Consider the following 16,287-nt stretch of genomic DNA (forward strand, 5'->3'; position numbering starts at 1 on the left):
ACTACCCTCGCTTCATGCCAAACCACAACGCCATGTTTTTACTGCGTTCAATGCGGTTCATTAATAAATCATACACACCATGTGTTCCTAAAATCGCTGTTAACATGGAGGCCAAAATCCCAATACTAATAGTCACAGCGAATCCCTTAATAGGTCCCGTGCCATACGAATACAATACCACAGCAGCGATGAGTGTCGTAATGTTGGCATCCAAGATAGCGCTCAATGCGTTGGCATACCCTTGCTCTACTGCTTTTTTAATGCTAACCCCTGAACGCAAAAGCTCACGGATGCGCTCATTAATAATCACATTAGCGTCCACCGCCATCCCCACAGTCAACACAATCCCCGCCATTCCAGGCAAAGTGAGTGTCGCACCAAAAAGTGCCATTACTGAAATAATAATAAATAGATTGGAGATAAGGGCCACATTAGCAATCACGCCCACAAGGCCGTAGTAAATTACCATAAAAATCACCACTGCCACAAAGCCCAAAATGAGTGCTGTCAAGCTTGCTTTAACGCTATCAGCACCCAAAGAAGGCCCGATGCTGCGTTTTTCCAAAAGTTTCACAGGCGCCAAGAGCGCGCCACTGCGAAGCGCAATGGCTAAATCGTGGGCTTCTTGTATGCTAAACGCGCCACTGATTTGTCCACTTCCTCCCCCAATGCGCTCACGAATCACAGGGGCGGAATAGACTTTATCATCCAACACAATAGCAAGATAATTGCCCACATTTTTACCCGTAAAATCGCCAAAAATCTTCGCCCCTTGGCTATTGAGGGAAAAGTTAATCACAGGTTGATTGTTTTGGTCAAAAGCCACTCTAGCATCGGTAAGCATACTGCCATCAAGGATGGGAATGGCTTGTACGAGGTGTTTTTGTTGCGCATTGCGCGCATCAGGAAAGATGACATTGCCATAAGAAGCGGCTTCTGCGGCTGTCATGGTATAAACTTGATCTTGCCGTTTACTATCTACGGCCATGAGTTGAAGATGGGCGGCCTTAGCAATGAGCTCTCTGGCGCGCTGCTCATCCTCGGCAGTTTTTATACCTGGAAGCTCCACCAAAATACTCTCTTCCCCTTGCCTTGCGACCGTCGGTTCCGCTAAGCCAAATTGGTCCAAACGGTTTCGGATGGTTTCAACTGCTTGATTAATGGCGTACTGAGCGGTGTTTAGCTTTTCTTCTTCACTAAGACTTACCACGTAATTTAGCCCAGTTTTTTCCACCACCAAACCTGAGATTTCTGCCAACATAGTGTCCAGCTTGGCCTCTTCATCAGGATCAAGCAAAGTGACACTGACGCGGTCTTGACGTACACGCAAATTATCCACAAGAATGCCACTATCGTCAGTAAAAAATTTGATATTTGAAGCGATAGATTTGATTTTAGAATGCAGTGCTTCGTCGGTTTCTACCCCAAGAAGCATATGAAGCCCCCCTTGAAGGTCAAGGCCTAGGGTGATTTTTGCCCCTTTTTCGGTTTGCAAGAAAGTGGGCAACGCAAAACCGATACCCAAAAGAATGGCTAGTGCAAAAATCACTAGCCGGTATGTCACACCGCTTTTAGGCATCGAGTTTTTTCGCGATATATTCACGCGATACTTTGACGATAATCTCGTCATTAAGTTTGACTTTGATAAAATCCTCCTCGGGCTTGTACACTTCGCAGATAATGCCTCCGTTGGTGATAACCTTGTCGCCTTTTTCCAGTGAGCTTACCATTGCTTTGTGTTCTTTTGCCTGCTTTTGCTGCGGCCTAATCACAAGAAAGTAAAAAATTGCAAAGAGCACCACGAGGGGAAGAAGTGAAGCAAAAATATTTCCATCGCCTGACATACGAATCCTTTAGGTATAAAATTTTAAGGGAGTATTTTAACACTTCTATTATAATAAACGCCTTTTTCTGCGCGCTTCTTCTTTCAGCTTTCCTCTATCTTGAGCACTTTGACTTTACTTTTTGGGCTTTACATGTAAGCCTCGCCTTACTAGGTCTTGCACTGCTATTTTCGCAAGACTCAAGAGGTTTGTTTTGGACGGGGTTTTTTCTGGGAATAGCTTGGTTTTACTGGATTGCACTCAGCTTTACATACTACGGGTTTGGCTATTTGATACCCCTTGGCGTGCTAGGGATTGGGCTGTGTTATGGTTTTTTATTTTGGATATGTGGCAAATTTCATGAAAGCCCCTGGGTAAAAGCTTCCCTTTTTTTTGGCTTGGGTTTTATTGCCCCTTTTGGGTTTAATTGGCTTGACTGGCGTTTGCTTTTTATCAATACCCCCTTTAATCTCAGCTATTTTGCCTTAGGGCTTATTATGGCTGGTGTTGTGTGGTTTCTTACATGTAAAGGAAAAAAACGCGTTTTTAGCCTTTTGTTTTTTCTTTTTGCCCTTGAAGGAACAAGGCCTGCGCCCTTTGTGCTTCCTTTTGAGATTGTGCTGGCAAATAGCACCATCCCCCAGTCTCAAAAGTGGGATAAAAACTACCAAGAAGCACAAATAAACGCAGTTTTCGAAGACATTCACCGTGCCATCCAGACCAACGCGCGTGCTATTGTTTTTCCTGAGAGTGCTTTGCCCCTTTACCTCAACCTCCATCCTGAACGCATCAAAGAACTTCAAACTCTCTCGTTTTCAATTGGTATTTTTATAGGGGCGTTAAGTGCGGAAAAAGAAGGAGTCTATAACTCCACTTATTTTTTCGACCAAGGTGTTTTACGGGTTGCCCACAAGGTAATTTTGGTTCCTTTTGGTGAATCCATCCCGTTTCCCAGGATGATAAAAGAGGCAATCAATCACTTTTTTTACGGGGGGGCGAGTGACTTTTTGGTTGCCAAAAGACCCAGTGATTTTTTAGTAGAAGGGGTGGCGTTGCGTAATGCTATCTGCTTTGAAGCCACCAAGCCCCAACTGTTTGCGGGTAATCCGCGCTTCATGGTTGCTTCAAGCAACAACGCATGGTTTACGCCCTCTATTCAACCCACCTTACAGCGTTTGCTCTTAAAGCTTTACGCTTCAGTGCACAACACCACCATTTATCACAGTGCCAATGGCTCGCCCAGTGAGGTTGTCTACCCCAAACCAAGCGGGCCATTGGCTGCGATAGAAACCTTACTTCAAGAGCGCCTTAAAGCTTTCTAGTGCGTCGAGGTTTTCCCACGGGTAATCACTCTGCCCAACTTGGCCACGCGCGGCGACATCTGCGTACAAAAAAGTCTCTTTACTGGGTTTATCGAGGTTGAATTTTTGTGTAATCCAACGTGGTGTAAGGCTGTACTCTTTTGCTACAAACAAGGAGAGCGCATCATCATCAATTCCCTTAGCGCATGTGCCCATGGAATCTACAGAAATCGACACAGGTTTAGCCACCCCAATAGCATAACTTAGCTGCACAATGCACTTTTTGGCCAACCCTGCTGCAACAATATTTTTAGCAATCCAACGGGCCGCGTAGAGGCCGCTTCTGTCTACTTTTGTGTAGTCTTTACTCGATTGCGCACCACCACCAATGGGCGAATACCCGCCAAAGCTATCGACAATCAATTTGCGCCCCGTCAGTCCCGAATCGTGCAAAGGGCTGTGGTTAACATAACGCCCTGTGGGATTGATATGGATAATGGTGTCGTTGGGGTCGTACAAGTGTGGCGGAAGCCCTGTATCATCAATGAGCCCCTTGATGAGTGCGCGCACCTCTTTAATATCCATCCCCTCAACCGAAGGGGCAGAGACGACAATCGTGTGGATTTTTTGCGGCAAACACTCTTCAAAATTTTGTTTTGTGCCATAATCCATCGTTACTTGGGTTTTAATATCCACCCCGAGTTTGTGGTTGTGGGCTAGAGCATAATGGTAGACCTTGTCGCACAACATGCGCGCGTAAGTAATGGCCGAGGGCATAAAATCAGCGGTTTCACACGTAGCAAACCCAAACATAATCCCTTGATCCCCTGCGCCAATTTCGCCGTCTTTTTGGTCTACACCTTGGTTAATGTCAGGAGATTGTTGGTTTAATAACACTTGAACGTTAACATCGTCAGGATGCAAGCACTGTTCTTTCGTGAAAGCGGATTTGCCATCATAGCCAATCTTGACTAGCGCCTCTTTGACAATTTGTTCATAATCAGGATGTGATGTGGTGTTAACTTCGCCACCTACAACCACGTGTTTGCCAGCAACAAATACTTCTGAAGCAACACGAGCATTGGGGTTGGCAATCAACAGCGCATCTACGATGCTATCAGAAATGATATCTGCACACTTATCAGGGTGCCCAGGGCTAACTACTTCTGAGGTAAAAAGGTAATGGGAGCGTGTTTCCATATTTTGTTTTCCATTTCTTTGTTTTCCAGAAAAACGAAGTTTTTCATTGTTTTCCATCCTTTTGTTTTCCATTTTTGAACACTTTTCGCATAAGAAATCAAAAAGCTACAAAGTAGAGGTTAAAAGTTCAGAATTTAAGGCCAAATGACCCACCGTTGTTTCACCTGTCCCTTTTAGTGGACGAAGCAGAGATTTTAACTCCTTTTTACTTAGGGTTTTCTAACAAATTTGCCTTACTCTACCAAAGGTGCAAAAAGTAATTCCATAAAGGAATACTCACAAAACTTGCCACGATGCCAAGGCCCAATGCATTAATCGCCAAATGGCGGTTCAGTCCTCCTTCGATGGCAAACACTGTCGCCATCGTCATGGTGGGCATCGCCACCTCCAAAAGGGTCACTTTAACCCAAGTTTGGCTCATGTCGACAAAAGGATACACCACCCCAAAAACAAGCAAGGGAATAACCGCGAGCTTTAACCCAAGCACCATCGCACTGTGGTGAAAGTTTTGAAACATGGTTCTAAACTCCAGCTTCATGCCCACCACAATAGTCACCAAAGGAATTAAAGTCAATTCCAGTTTTTCAAGCACACTAAGAAGGGGAGCTGGAATCGCCATGTCGCGCACGATAATCGCTACCATAATCGCCAGTAACGGCGGGGAAAAGACAATTTTTTTAGCCAACGCTTTGGGGCGTTCCCCATGCCCCCCGCCCCATGAAATCAGCACCACTCCTACGGTCAAAAGCCCAATAAATGTCACCAATTGGTCGTACATCAAGCCGTAAATCACCTCCTCGGAAGAGTACAGTGCCTCAATATACGAAAGACCCACAAAAGAGGTGTTGCCAAATGAACAAACCAACATCAACGTTGCAAGGTCTTTGCGCCCCAGCCCCATGAGTTTTCCTGCCACAAAACTCACCACCAAAGAAAGCCCCAACGCCCCATAGGCAATCCACAGCATTCCTGAAATGGATGCGTCAAATTCCAGTTTATTAATCTGCACGATAGCGATGGCAGGGAGTGAAAAGAACATGACAAACTCAACCAGCTCTTTGGAAATATCCCGCTTTACGCGCTTAAACCCATATCCCAACGCCACAAACAACATAATAGGTGCTATCTGCCACATTACTGCCACCATTTTTACACCCCTACTCCACACGGATTATTTTTTTCACGCGCCACATAGTCTAGATACTTATCTCGCGGCATCAACTGCGCGCCAAGGCTCATCAAATGGGGGTTTGGCACTTGCGCATCCACAAACACTAGCCCCCGATTAAAGACATTAAATAAAGCCCATAACGCCACTTTAGACGCATTGGGACGCAAAGAAACCATGGATTCAGCACAAAAAATCCCCCCCACACACACCCCATACACCCCGCCAACCAATTCACCCTTTTCACGCACTGCTACACAGTGGGCCATCCCCTTTACATGTAAGGCTTCGTAGGCCTCTTGCATCGCAGGGGTAATCCACGTAGAAGGCCGCGAAGCACACAGGGCAACCACCGCGCCAAAGGCTTCATCAAAATGTACCGTATAGCGTCTGGTAAAGCGTCGCATGCTTTTAGGGAAGTAGAAGGTTTCAGGAAAAATCACACAACGAGGATCTGGCGACCACCACAACACAGGATTTCCTTCGTTAAACCACGGAAAAATCCCCGAGCGATAGGCCGTGCGTAAGCGTGAGACACTCAACTCTCCACCCCACGCCAACAACCCTTCTTTAGGTCCGGAAGATGGATCGGGAAAAGCCTCCCCTTCTTTCAAAAAGGGGAGAGAATTAAGCACGGGTATAGCGAAATTGCAAGGTATTTTTAGAAAAATCCAACTGTACCACGCCCCCGTCTTTGAGCGCGCCAAAAAGGATTTCATCGGTCAAAGGCGCTTTGACTTCTTCTTGGATAACCCGTCGCATCACGCGCGCGCCTAGCTCTTGGCTGTAGCCTTTTTGGGCCAAATAGGCTTTGGCTTTTTCCGAAGCGGTGATGATGATTTTTTTGGCGACGAGTTGCCCTTCAAGCTCTTTGAGCATTTTTTCTACCACGCGCAACATGTGGCTAGGTTGCAAAGCTTCAAAATGGACAATTGCGTCGAGTCGGTTACGAAACTCGGGAGCAAAAAACGCCTTAATCGCGCCATCGGCCTTAAAAGAAGCGGTTTTGGTAAAGCCCATTTGCGCCCCTTCTTTGGTGCCAAGGTTGGATGTCATAATGACAATCACATTGCGAAAGTCGGTCTTTGCGCCGTTGTTGTCCGTCAAGACGGCGGAGTCAAACACTTGAAGCAAAATGTTCAGCAAATCAGGATGGGCTTTTTCGATTTCATCGAGCAACAACACGGTATAGGGATGCTTACGGATGGCTTCGGTGAGCTGTCCGCCCTCTTCAAACCCCACGTACCCAGGAGGCGCGCCAATCAAGCGGCTCACGGTGTGTTTTTCCATGTATTCGCTCATGTCATACCGCTCAAAATGCACGCCAAGCGCACGGCTAAGTTGCTTCGCCACTTCTGTTTTTCCCACGCCCGTGGGTCCTGCAAATAAAAACGCACCAATAGGTGCTTCAGGATTGCCAAGCCCTGCACGAGAACGTTTAATAGCACTGGTAAGCACGTCAATGGCCGCGTCTTGTCCAAACACTGTTGCCCTTAATGTTTCACCCAAAGTTTGAAGCACGGTGGTGTCGTTAAGGTTTACATGTAAGGAGGGAATATTGGCGATTTTCGCCAAAGTTGTTTCCACATCGCTCAAGCGTACTTGCGTGCGTTTTCGAGGACTCAAATGAAAGGAAGCCCCCACTTCGTCCATCAAATCAATCGCCGCGTCAGGTAAAAAACGGTCGTTAATATGGCGCTTGGCAAGTTCCACGGTCGCTTTGAGAACTTTGGGCGGAAAATGGACCCCATGGTGGGCTTCATAACGTTCACTCAGTCCCAACAAAATCTTGTACGAATCTTCCATGGAAGGCTCTGGCACGTCGATTTTGGCAAACCTACGGCTAAGGGCTTTGTCTTTGTCGAAAAAATTGCGGTATTCACCATAGGTCGTAGCCCCAATGCAGCGCAGTTTTCCCGAAGCTAGGGCGGGTTTAAGCAAGTTGGATAAATCCATCGCCCCGCCACTGGTGGCTCCAGCTCCCACGATGGTGTGAATTTCATCGATAAATAAAATAGCTCCTGAGATTTTAGAGAGCTCTTTAAGGACTTCTTTGAGGCGTTTTTCAAAATCTCCACGGTATTTTGCCCCCGATAAAAGCGCACCCACGTCCAACGCAAACACGCGCGCGTGTTCTAAGATGGCGGGCACTTTTTGCGCCGCAATCGCCAAGGCCAACCCTTCCACGATGGCGGTTTTTCCAACCCCTGGTTCGCCCACTAGTAGCGGGTTGTTTTTCTTGCGGCGACACAGCACTTGCTGCATGCGCGTCACTTCCTCTTCGCGCCCAATGAGCGGGTCAATGCCCCCCTCCTTCGCAAGTTCTACCAAATCAACCGTGTACAATTCCAAGGCTTTAGCCTCACCTCGCTCCTCGCTACGCGCAGTGATGGCTTCTAGCACCATGAGCTTCGTTACCCCTTGTTGCGCCAACAAATAGACGCTGTAGGCTTGCTCTTCCTCAAAAAGTGCCACAAGCATGTCTTCGACACTGGCTTCGTTTTTTTGCGCGCCTTTCACATGAGAGAGCATTCGCTCGATAGTTCGGCTCAGCGCCACGGTCTCAAAAGGTTCGTGAGGCACATCGTGCGGCAAGGTGCTAAAATGGGATTCAAGGTGGTGCAAGGCTTTTTGACGCAACACGTCCACATTGGCATTGCACGCCTCCAAAAGCGCCACCGTAGCGTCTACATGTAAAAGAGCATAGAAGATATGCTCTAGGGAAATGTACTCATGGCGACGGTCTTTGGCAAATTCAAGCGCACTACCTAGGGCTGAATTTAAAGCGGGATTTAACATCATCTTATTCTTCCTCCATGACAGCACGCAAAGGAAACGCGTTGCTTTTGGCTAATCGATGCACTTGCACCACTTTTGTTTCGGCGATTTCTCGTGTATATACCCCGCACACACCACGCCCTTTTTCATGGATAGCAAGCATCACTTCAAGGGCTTTTTCGTGGCTGTGATGAAACAGCTCCACCAACACGCGCACCACAAAGTCCATGCTCGTAAAATCATCATTTAAAAGTAACACCTTATAGAGTCGTGGTGGTGTTACTTCTACCCAAAGGTCCGTGTCGAGCTCTTCTTTAAAAGCCATTAGCGTTCCAAAATCTTATTCAAATCTTCTTCAATCACCGCCGTGTCAATCTTCCCGATGTAATACAAATTCTCAGGTTTTTTCTCCCACACATCGGTGATGTGTTGGTATTCACCCCCTTTGAGCATTACCTTAAAAGGCACTTGCAGTGCGGACCTATACTCAATGTCATCGGTGACACTTTGGGCAATGCGCGCGTTGTCTTTGCCATTGCTAATGAAATAATAGGCATTGTACTGCCCTGAAAAATTTTCCCGCACATAGTCATCACTCACCTCTTCAAGGTGTGTCAACGCAATGATGACAAACTCCCCATTACGGCGCAATTGCAAGTCGGTAAGGTGCGGGGCTTCTTCTTTGCACGGCTGGCAAAAGGTGCCAAAAATATCCACCATCACAACCTTCTCTTCTTCACCCTCTACCACAAAACCTTTTTCGGTGCGTACAAGGGTTTTTGCCCCACCGTGGACATTTTGGAGCACAATTTTTTCACCCGCTGTATAAGGCTTTAAACGCGGTGCGGGGCCATCTTCTGGCTTGTCTGTCATGCACCCACTTAAGCCTAGTGCAAGCAGGGTTCCTACGAGTATGGTCTTCCAATTCATTTTTGCATCCTTACATGTAACGTGGGCGTATTGTACAAAATTTCAGTAAACGCACTTTAACATTTACAGATTGGGCTTTTATTTAATACCGCTGCTTCATCGCCGTTTGGGCTTCGCGGTCAGCATCTTTGCGTTTTAGGGTTTCGCGCTTGTCGTGTAAGTTTTTGCCCTTGGCAAGAGCAATTTGCACTTTCACCAGATTTTTAGCACTCAAGTACAAACTCAGCGCCACAATCGTCAATCCATCTCGCGCCACTTTGCCAATGAGCTTGTCGATTTCTTTGCGGTGGAGGAGTAGTTTTCGGTCGCGCTTTTCATCGGGTCGGTAGTGAGGATTGGCTGTTTGCGGAAAAGAAATATGTGACCCCACCAACATCGCTTCGCCTTTAATGATGCGCACATACGAATCTTTCAAATTCACCTTGCCCATGCGAATGGACTTCACTTCGCTCCCTTGCAAGGAAATCCCCGCTTCAAAGGTTTCGAGTATTTCATAATCATGCCACGCTTTTTTATTGCGTGCAATCGTCTTACCCATGGTCTTGTATCCTAAATAAAGTACTCCCACTCCCACTCATCTTCCATGCACCTTGCACATAAGGCGCAAGGGCGGGGTAAAGGGCAAGGGCGGGTGCTAACAAATCATTTAACGCGTGCGCTTCCCTCTCGCGCAACAGCGCTTCACTTTTACATGTAAGCAACTCATTTGCTTTATAGGGGTCAATAGTCTGTAAAAAATCTTTGCGAAAGGCCTTATACACTTCTGGGGTCGCGCAAAAAACAGGTGGCGTGAACCACTCTAAAAATGGCACGTTTTCCTCAAAGGGTTCAATCACTTCCCCAATGCCACGCACGTTTGCACTCGCAACATCGTAGACAAAAAAGGGCACATCTGCCCCCACCTTGGCCCCCAAAGTTGCCAACGCTTCCACGCTTAACCCCAAATTTAAAAGCCCATTGCACGCGCGCAAAAACGCCCCTGCATCCGAACTTCCACCCCCAAGCCCTGCCCCTTGCGGGATTACTTTCTTTACATGTAAAGCATGTTGGGCAAAAAAATCTTCCAGTTGTGTTTTAAAGCCCGCTGCTTCAAGCACACGGTAGGCTTTGGTTAAGGTATTTTCTTCAAATTTGCACACTGCGCCCATGCCCTCAAGTTCAAACCCCGCACGAGGCGTTGGCTTTAGCATAAAGGTGAGGGTGTCATGCAAAGCATCCACGCGCACAAAACGGGAAGCCAGTTCATGGTACGCCCCGCGCGTGCCTGTGATTTTTAAAAAAATATTGATTTTAGCCGGTGCAGCAAAGGTCATTGTTTCACTTTTAACCGTTTAGATAGGGCGCCAAGATCAGGTGCCTCTGCACTTTTACTGGCGACAATATTGCTGTCTTTGACCGCCTCTGCTAGTTCGCTACGCAAAATGAGTACCTCTTTGGGGGCTTCAATACCAAGCTTGACCACCCCTTTTGAAATGCCCATCACGCGCACCACAACCCCATCCCCAAGGCAAATCCCTTCGCCCTCTTTTCGTGAGAGTACTAGCATCGCTCCATCCTGTTGAGTTGGTACACCACGCCCTCAGGAGCGATGTCAATAATTGAAAAAAATGTCTCAAAAACCACCAAGTAGCGTCCCTCTTCTTGGTGCACAAACCCCTCTTTTGTCAATACTTTTCCATCCAAAAAATCCGCCTCGCCCGGGTTGTACGTATTGAAAGGGAGGTCAATAACCTCCAAAGGGTCAAGGTTGCGCTCATTTTCATAGGAAAATACCCCTTCACTGAGGCGCTCAAGGGCACTCAGTGCGCCTTCAAAGCCGAGTTTAGCGCTAATCATTTGCCCAATGGAGCGCACATACGCTCCTTCGCTTACGCACACTTCAAAAGTCATAAATGGATGGCAATACTGCACCAGTGTCGCCTCATAAATCTCCATCTCCACGGGTGCCAAAACCACTTCTTTGTCTTCTCTGGCTAAGGCATAGGCGCGTTTTCCGTCGATCTTTTTGGCACTAAATTTGGGAGGAACATACACGTGTTTTCCCACAAGATTTTGAAAAATGAGAGCAAGAGAATCAGGATGAAAAGGCAGCATTGTTTCAACCGATTCGATGCGCTCACTGTCCAAGCTCTCACTTTTTGCCCCCACCCACAAGGTAGCACGGTAGCGCTTGGGTGTTTTATTTAAAAACTGAAACAACTTGGTGTAATTTCCAAAGGCAATAATCAAACACCCGCTCGCAAAAGGGTCAAGGGTCCCTGAAAAGCCCGCTTTTTTGACGCCATACTTTCGTTTTAGACGGCTTAAAAAATGGTTGCTTGAGAGGTTTGGGGGCTTATGCGCCACAAACAAACGGTGCATTATATCTTCTCCACAAAAGAGGCTAAAATATCTCGCTTAGACCCGCCAAAATTAATTTTAAGTTTAAACTCACGCCCCACTTTACTAATCTCCACAATGCGCCCCATTCCAAAAATTTTATGCTTTACTAAATCACCTTTTTTAAAGGAAGTGGTTTTCTCCAGCACCAAACTTCCCTCACACACTCCCGATTCTTTTAGAAATCGACTTTTGGAAAGCTCCGTACGACGCCCTTTGTAAAAACGACTTCCCGAATAACTCAAGGTTAACTCTTTGCCTGCTCTTGTGATGGCCACATACCCTAAACGCCGCTCTTCTTCGATGTCACTTCCATCGCCCACAAGAGGAAAAAATCCCTCTTCCATGCCCATCACAAACACATGGTCAAATTCCAACCCTTTGCTTGCATGCACACTCATAATCATGATTGATTCTGTGTCAATTTGGTCTTGGTCGCTTTGCAAGGCCAATTCGTTTAAAAAATCATCCACCGAAAGATCAGGGTTTTGCTTGATTTGGTCGCGAAACAAGCCGTAAAATTCATCAATGTTCGACACGCGTTCTAGTGCATCGGGCAATTCGCTGTAGTATTTTTTTACCCCAAAGGTCTCTTCAAGCGCATCAATAATCTCATACGTCGCTCCGTTTGCTACTTCGCGCAATTTTTCAAGTTGCTCTACAAAAAGCACCAATGCCTCACCAGCCTTTTTACTACTAACGCTCTCTAAAGCATACTTAGAAATATAATCATACATCGACATGCGCGCTTCATGGGCACCGCCCAAGAGTTTGTCAACCGTAACCTTCCCTAGGCCACGCTTAGGACGGTTGATGATACGACGCAAGGAAAAATCATCATGAGGATTGGCCACTAAGCGCAAATAGCTAATCAAGTCTTTGATTTCAGCTCGCTCGTAGAACTTCACACCGCCTACCATCTTGTACGACACACCTTCGCGGTTTAACCCTTCCTCCAAAGAACGGCTTAAAGCATTAATCCGGTAGAGCACTGCAATTTCTTTTGGATTTACTCCCCCATCAATTAACTCACGAATTTTTGTTGCGATTGTGCGGGCTTCTTGGGTTTCATCACTTGATTCCAAAAACACAATGGCCTTGCCATCACCCTTTGTACTCTCAAGCACTTTGCCCATGCGGCCGCGGTTGTGGTCAATGAGTTCATTGGCTGCGGCGAGAATTTGATTAGTAGAACGGTAGTTTTTTTCCAACTTCACCACTTTGGTGTCAGTAAAATTTTCGGCAAATTCTAAGATATTACGGATATTCGCCCCTCTCCATCCGTAGATACTCTGATCATCATCCCCTACCACACAAATGTTCTCATGGGTCGAACACAATTTACGAATCAAGCGGTATTGCAAATCGTTGGTATCTTGGTATTCATCAATCATAATATACTGATATCGCTCGCTCGTTTGCGCACACAGCTGGGGGTTTTCCTCCAAAATACGATACGTCAACACCAATAAATCGTCAAAATCCACCAGATTGTTTTGTGCCAAATAAGCTTCGTATTGTTCAAACAATTTTGCAATTTGCTTGTAGTTTTTTTGCTCCGCTTGGGCCCATGCCTCGCTAGGAGAAATAAGGGAATTTTTATAGCGTGAAATCTCACTAGCCACAAGAGAGACAGGCAATTCGCTACCAAAATTTTTCAAGATACGTTTTTTGTCATCGGTGTCAATTACCACAAAGCTGTTTCTTCGCCCCAGTTTATCCATGTGAAATTTTAAAAACAACAAGCCAAACTTATGAAACGTGCACAACAAAGGCGGGTACACCAAAGAGGTTTGGGTTCTAGACAACATCTCCATAGCACGCTCACGCATCTGTGTTGCCGCTTTGTTGGTGAACGTCAATGTCAACGTAGAAGCAGGATCAACGCCTACTTCTCCAATCAAATAAGCCAATCGCGATGTAATGGTTTTTGTTTTTCCACTACCTGCTCCTGCTAAAATTAAGACAGGACGACGCACCTCTTCTACTGCTTCACGTTGCGCTTCATTAAGCTCGTCTAGGATCGCTTGCATGTTTCTCTTTCGGTTTGGGGTTTATCGCAAAAGTGAGACCTTTGCGCCTTAATGGTGCATTTTTAATCCTTAGAGTATAGCAAAATAAAGTTTAGGCCTCACTTTCTGCTAAAATACCATTGATTTAATGGCCTAAAATGGGTATACATTATTATCAATCTTGGTTATAATAATTTTTTCTTAGATTGTAAAAATTTTGAGACACAAGGGGTATCATGTTAAAAGATTTTTCAAAAATAGAAACCTTTTTTGCTGTTGTCAAAGAAAAAAGTTTCTCTAAAGCGGCACAAGCACTAGGAATTAGCCAACCTGCTGTAACACAACAAATCAAAAACATTGAAGCACATCTTGGCGCGCCTATCGTAGAGCGTAAAAAGAATGGTACAAAACTTACCAAAGAGGGCAAGGAGCTTTACCGTATTGCCAAACGGCTTGAAAAACATATCCAAAAGGCAGAGAAAAGCCTAGCGGATGCTTTGGAGAAGCCTTAAGAATTTTTAAATAATTTTTTGTTTTCAGGATTGGAAAGTAACGCCACCATTGACTTTTCGATCCCGCCTTTTTCCAGGGCTTCTTTTTCCTCTTCGCTCTCCCTTGGGATAGAAAGATTAATCAAAATGGGCGTCTCTTCAATCACTACTTGCAAAATGGCACTCAAAGGCACCTGCACCACTGAGCCCATATTTTCTTTTCCAAACCCTGCTTCAAAAACTAACATGGTTTCATCCACTCTCGCACTTTCGTAGGTGTATCCTGCCAACACAAACATGGTAATGGGCTTAAAATGTTGGGTAATGTGCACGGGCAAAGGCGGATCAAAATCCACCTCAGCAATGTTGGCCAAAATTGAAAAATTCACCCCCTCTTGAAAGAGCAACTCTAGGGTTTCGTGTACATGTACACGCATAAGCCGTACAAAAATTTCATTCTCAAGAAATTCTTGAAGCATTCACACCTCCTTTAAACTCTTGCACAAGCGCTTCCACTTCTTCTAGGCCAATTTGCCAAAACGCTTCATCATCAATATCAAACCCAAAAAGTGCTACAAGCTCTTTAGGACTCTTACTTCCCCCAGCACTTAAAAATGCATTATAACGGGAAACAAAGTCTTTACATGTACCCCGCTTGTAGAGCCCGTACAATGCCAACACAAGCAGTTGCCCGTAGCTGTACGCATAACAATAAAAAGGCGAGTGGATAAAATGGGGGATGTAGCTCCACCACATCTCATACTGCTTGGTCAGCGTAACGCTTGTGCCAAACATCCGTGCGCTCTCTTCTTTCCAATAGTGATTAAAAGTTTCCAAGGAGAGCTCCCCTTCATGTGCGTGCACACGGCGCTCAAAAGTAGTGAAGTTTATTTGGCGGTATAACGTAGCAAAAATATCTTCGATTTTTCCTGCCAAAAGCTGCTGCCTTTGTTCGCCCTCAAGCCCCTCTTTAATGGCATCAAACACCAGCATTTCTGCAAACACTGACGCGGTTTCAGCAGTTGTTAAAGGCGTATCACCATTGAGATACCCCACACCATTAGAGAGGTATTGGTGAATGGCATGTCCCATTTCGTGCGCCAGAGTAAATACATCGCGTCGCCTGTCGGTGTGGTTTAAAAGTACGTAAGGGTGGGCACTCGGGGTAGCTGGATGGGAAAATGCCCCACCGCGTTTGCCTTTTTGAGGGTACACATCCACCCAACCTTGCGCAAAAGCATCTTGGGTAATCTGGGCAAAACGTGGCGAAAAGCGTTCAAACGCATGCAACACAATTTTGCATGAATCTTCGTAAGTATAAGTCTCCTCTTCACTCCCAAGAGGCGCATAGCGGTCATAGTCATACAAGGTTTCAAAGCCCAATAAATGCCGTTTGGCCTCATAATACTCTTGCACCAAATCAAAGCGTGACTCAGCTGCGCTCACAAGCGCGTCCACGCTTTTTTGGGAAATTTTATTGTCTTTATGGCGGGGCTCTTCGGGGGTTTTGTACCCTCTTAATTCACACTCCGTGGCATGGTCTTGCTTGATCATGTTAAAAATATACGCCAAAAGAGGCTGGTGCGGTTTTAATCCCTTGCTCAGTGCTGTTGCGGCCTTTTGACGCACGTCGCGGCTAGGGTCGTGGAGCAAGCTGAGCACTTTTTCTTCAGAGAGTTTTTTCCCATCAAAAACAAATTGCAACCGACTAAAATGCTCATCAAACAAGCGTGAAAATGCTGACGCTGACGTGTTAGATTTTTTGAGTAAAATACGCTCTTCTTTTTGACTTAGCTGGTGTGGCTTAGCTTCTTGCAAGGATTCCAAATAATACTGATACGGTTTTGCATGTTCAATAAATTGGTTTTGGGTCGCCTTTGGGAGGCGGTTAAACTCTAGCTCAAAAAAGAGGATTTTTTCGTGCACCAAAGTGGTGGCTTGTTGGTATTTGGCTAAAAATCCGCCCTCATTGGCGTCTTTGGCAAAACGTAAAAACGCATAGGTCATCACACGACCAAGCAATTCCAAAATACCCTCATACGCTTGAAGAGATTCTAAAAAATCTGAAGCACGAATGTTTTTAAGGTTTCCTTTTAGCATGGACTCAAAACTCTGCGCGCGTTGGGAGGCTTCTTTTAGCGCGTCGTCCAATTGCGCTTCATTGGTAAATAGGGCGTCTAGGCACCACTGGGTATGACTCATCAC

General features: G+C 46.0%; 17 protein-coding genes. 2 read left to right on the forward strand and 15 right to left on the reverse strand.

Annotated elements, in window-relative coordinates; all coding sequences use genetic code 11:
- Position 1: 1 nt before the first annotated feature.
- Both secD and yajC read right to left on the reverse strand, forming a co-directional pair.
- On the reverse strand, positions 2 to 1,579 hold the full coding sequence (gene secD, locus JWV37_RS03840; protein ID WP_205458448.1) for a protein translocase subunit SecD: 1,578 nt from the start codon (positions 1,577 to 1,579) through the stop codon (positions 2 to 4).
- On the reverse strand, positions 1,572 to 1,844 hold the full coding sequence (gene yajC / locus JWV37_RS03845; protein ID WP_205458449.1) for a preprotein translocase subunit YajC: 273 nt from the start codon (positions 1,842 to 1,844) through the stop codon (positions 1,572 to 1,574). Before yajC ends, secD begins: the two co-directional genes overlap by 8 nt.
- On the opposite strand from yajC, the gene JWV37_RS03850 reads away from it, so the two are divergent.
- The gene (locus JWV37_RS03850) at positions 1,814 to 3,145 is read left to right on the forward strand and encodes an apolipoprotein N-acyltransferase (RefSeq protein ID WP_205458450.1); all 1,332 of its coding nucleotides are present in this window, start codon (positions 1,814 to 1,816) and stop codon (positions 3,143 to 3,145) included. The genes yajC and JWV37_RS03850 overlap by 31 nt on opposite strands.
- Here JWV37_RS03850 and metK read toward each other — a convergent pair.
- From metK to JWV37_RS03905, 11 genes are all read right to left on the reverse strand, one after another.
- Positions 3,116 to 4,324 carry a methionine adenosyltransferase gene (gene metK, locus JWV37_RS03855; protein WP_240332010.1) on the reverse strand — a complete coding sequence of 403 codons (1,209 nt, stop codon included), beginning with the start codon at positions 4,322 to 4,324 and terminating at the stop codon, positions 3,116 to 3,118. The genes JWV37_RS03850 and metK overlap by 30 nt on opposite strands.
- Before the next feature lie 238 nt (positions 4,325 to 4,562).
- Positions 4,563 to 5,471: an AEC family transporter gene (locus JWV37_RS03860; protein WP_205458451.1), complete on the reverse strand. Its 909-nt coding sequence runs from the start codon at positions 5,469 to 5,471 to the stop codon at positions 4,563 to 4,565.
- A gap of 2 nt (positions 5,472 to 5,473) precedes the next feature.
- Entirely contained in the window at positions 5,474 to 6,127 is a 654-nt protein-coding gene (aat, locus tag JWV37_RS03865) for a leucyl/phenylalanyl-tRNA--protein transferase (RefSeq protein ID WP_205458452.1), read from the reverse strand.
- The gene (clpA, locus tag JWV37_RS03870) at positions 6,120 to 8,294 is read right to left on the reverse strand and encodes an ATP-dependent Clp protease ATP-binding subunit ClpA (RefSeq protein WP_369407649.1); all 2,175 of its coding nucleotides are present in this window, start codon (positions 8,292 to 8,294) and stop codon (positions 6,120 to 6,122) included. Before clpA ends, aat begins: the two co-directional genes overlap by 8 nt.
- 1 nt (position 8,295) lies before the next feature.
- Positions 8,296 to 8,595: an ATP-dependent Clp protease adapter ClpS gene (clpS, locus tag JWV37_RS03875; RefSeq protein WP_205458453.1), complete on the reverse strand. Its 300-nt coding sequence runs from the start codon at positions 8,593 to 8,595 to the stop codon at positions 8,296 to 8,298.
- Positions 8,595 to 9,200, reverse strand: a complete 606-nt coding sequence (locus tag JWV37_RS03880) for a thioredoxin domain-containing protein (protein WP_205458454.1) — start codon at positions 9,198 to 9,200, stop codon at positions 8,595 to 8,597. The genes clpS and JWV37_RS03880 overlap by 1 nt, the downstream gene beginning before the upstream one ends.
- An 82-nt stretch (positions 9,201 to 9,282) precedes the next feature.
- A complete protein-coding gene (gene smpB, locus JWV37_RS03885; protein ID WP_205458455.1) occupies positions 9,283 to 9,738 on the reverse strand; it encodes an SsrA-binding protein SmpB in 456 nt (151 codons plus the stop codon).
- A complete protein-coding gene (locus tag JWV37_RS03890; protein WP_205458456.1) occupies positions 9,731 to 10,513 on the reverse strand; it encodes a 4-(cytidine 5'-diphospho)-2-C-methyl-D-erythritol kinase in 783 nt (260 codons plus the stop codon). Before JWV37_RS03890 ends, smpB begins: the two co-directional genes overlap by 8 nt.
- The gene (locus JWV37_RS03895) at positions 10,510 to 10,746 is read right to left on the reverse strand and encodes a carbon storage regulator (protein ID WP_205458457.1); all 237 of its coding nucleotides are present in this window, start codon (positions 10,744 to 10,746) and stop codon (positions 10,510 to 10,512) included. Before JWV37_RS03895 ends, JWV37_RS03890 begins: the two co-directional genes overlap by 4 nt.
- Positions 10,740 to 11,561, reverse strand: coding sequence for a pseudouridine synthase family protein (locus JWV37_RS03900; protein WP_205458458.1), 822 nt, complete (start codon positions 11,559 to 11,561; stop codon positions 10,740 to 10,742). The genes JWV37_RS03895 and JWV37_RS03900 overlap by 7 nt, the downstream gene beginning before the upstream one ends.
- The gene (locus JWV37_RS03905; protein WP_205458459.1) at positions 11,561 to 13,612 is read right to left on the reverse strand and encodes an ATP-dependent helicase; all 2,052 of its coding nucleotides are present in this window, start codon (positions 13,610 to 13,612) and stop codon (positions 11,561 to 11,563) included. The genes JWV37_RS03900 and JWV37_RS03905 overlap by 1 nt, the downstream gene beginning before the upstream one ends.
- A 215-nt stretch (positions 13,613 to 13,827) precedes the next feature.
- Here JWV37_RS03905 and JWV37_RS03910 point away from each other — a divergent pair, with 215 nt between their 5' ends.
- Positions 13,828 to 14,103 (forward strand): LysR family transcriptional regulator, encoded by a 276-nt coding sequence (locus tag JWV37_RS03910; RefSeq protein WP_205458460.1) that lies wholly within the window; start codon positions 13,828 to 13,830, stop codon positions 14,101 to 14,103.
- Here JWV37_RS03910 and JWV37_RS03915 read toward each other — a convergent pair.
- Entirely contained in the window at positions 14,100 to 14,561 is a 462-nt protein-coding gene (locus tag JWV37_RS03915) for a hypothetical protein (protein WP_205458461.1), read from the reverse strand. The genes JWV37_RS03910 and JWV37_RS03915 overlap by 4 nt on opposite strands.
- Positions 14,542 to 16,284, reverse strand: a complete 1,743-nt coding sequence (locus JWV37_RS03920; protein WP_205458462.1) for a M3 family oligoendopeptidase — start codon at positions 16,282 to 16,284, stop codon at positions 14,542 to 14,544. The genes JWV37_RS03915 and JWV37_RS03920 overlap by 20 nt, the downstream gene beginning before the upstream one ends.
- Positions 16,285 to 16,287: the final 3 nt, after the last annotated feature.

It is taken from the genome of Sulfurospirillum tamanense (assembly GCF_016937535.1).
In the GTDB taxonomy this organism is placed as follows: Bacteria; Campylobacterota; Campylobacteria; order Campylobacterales; family Campylobacteraceae; genus Sulfurospirillum_B; species Sulfurospirillum_B tamanense.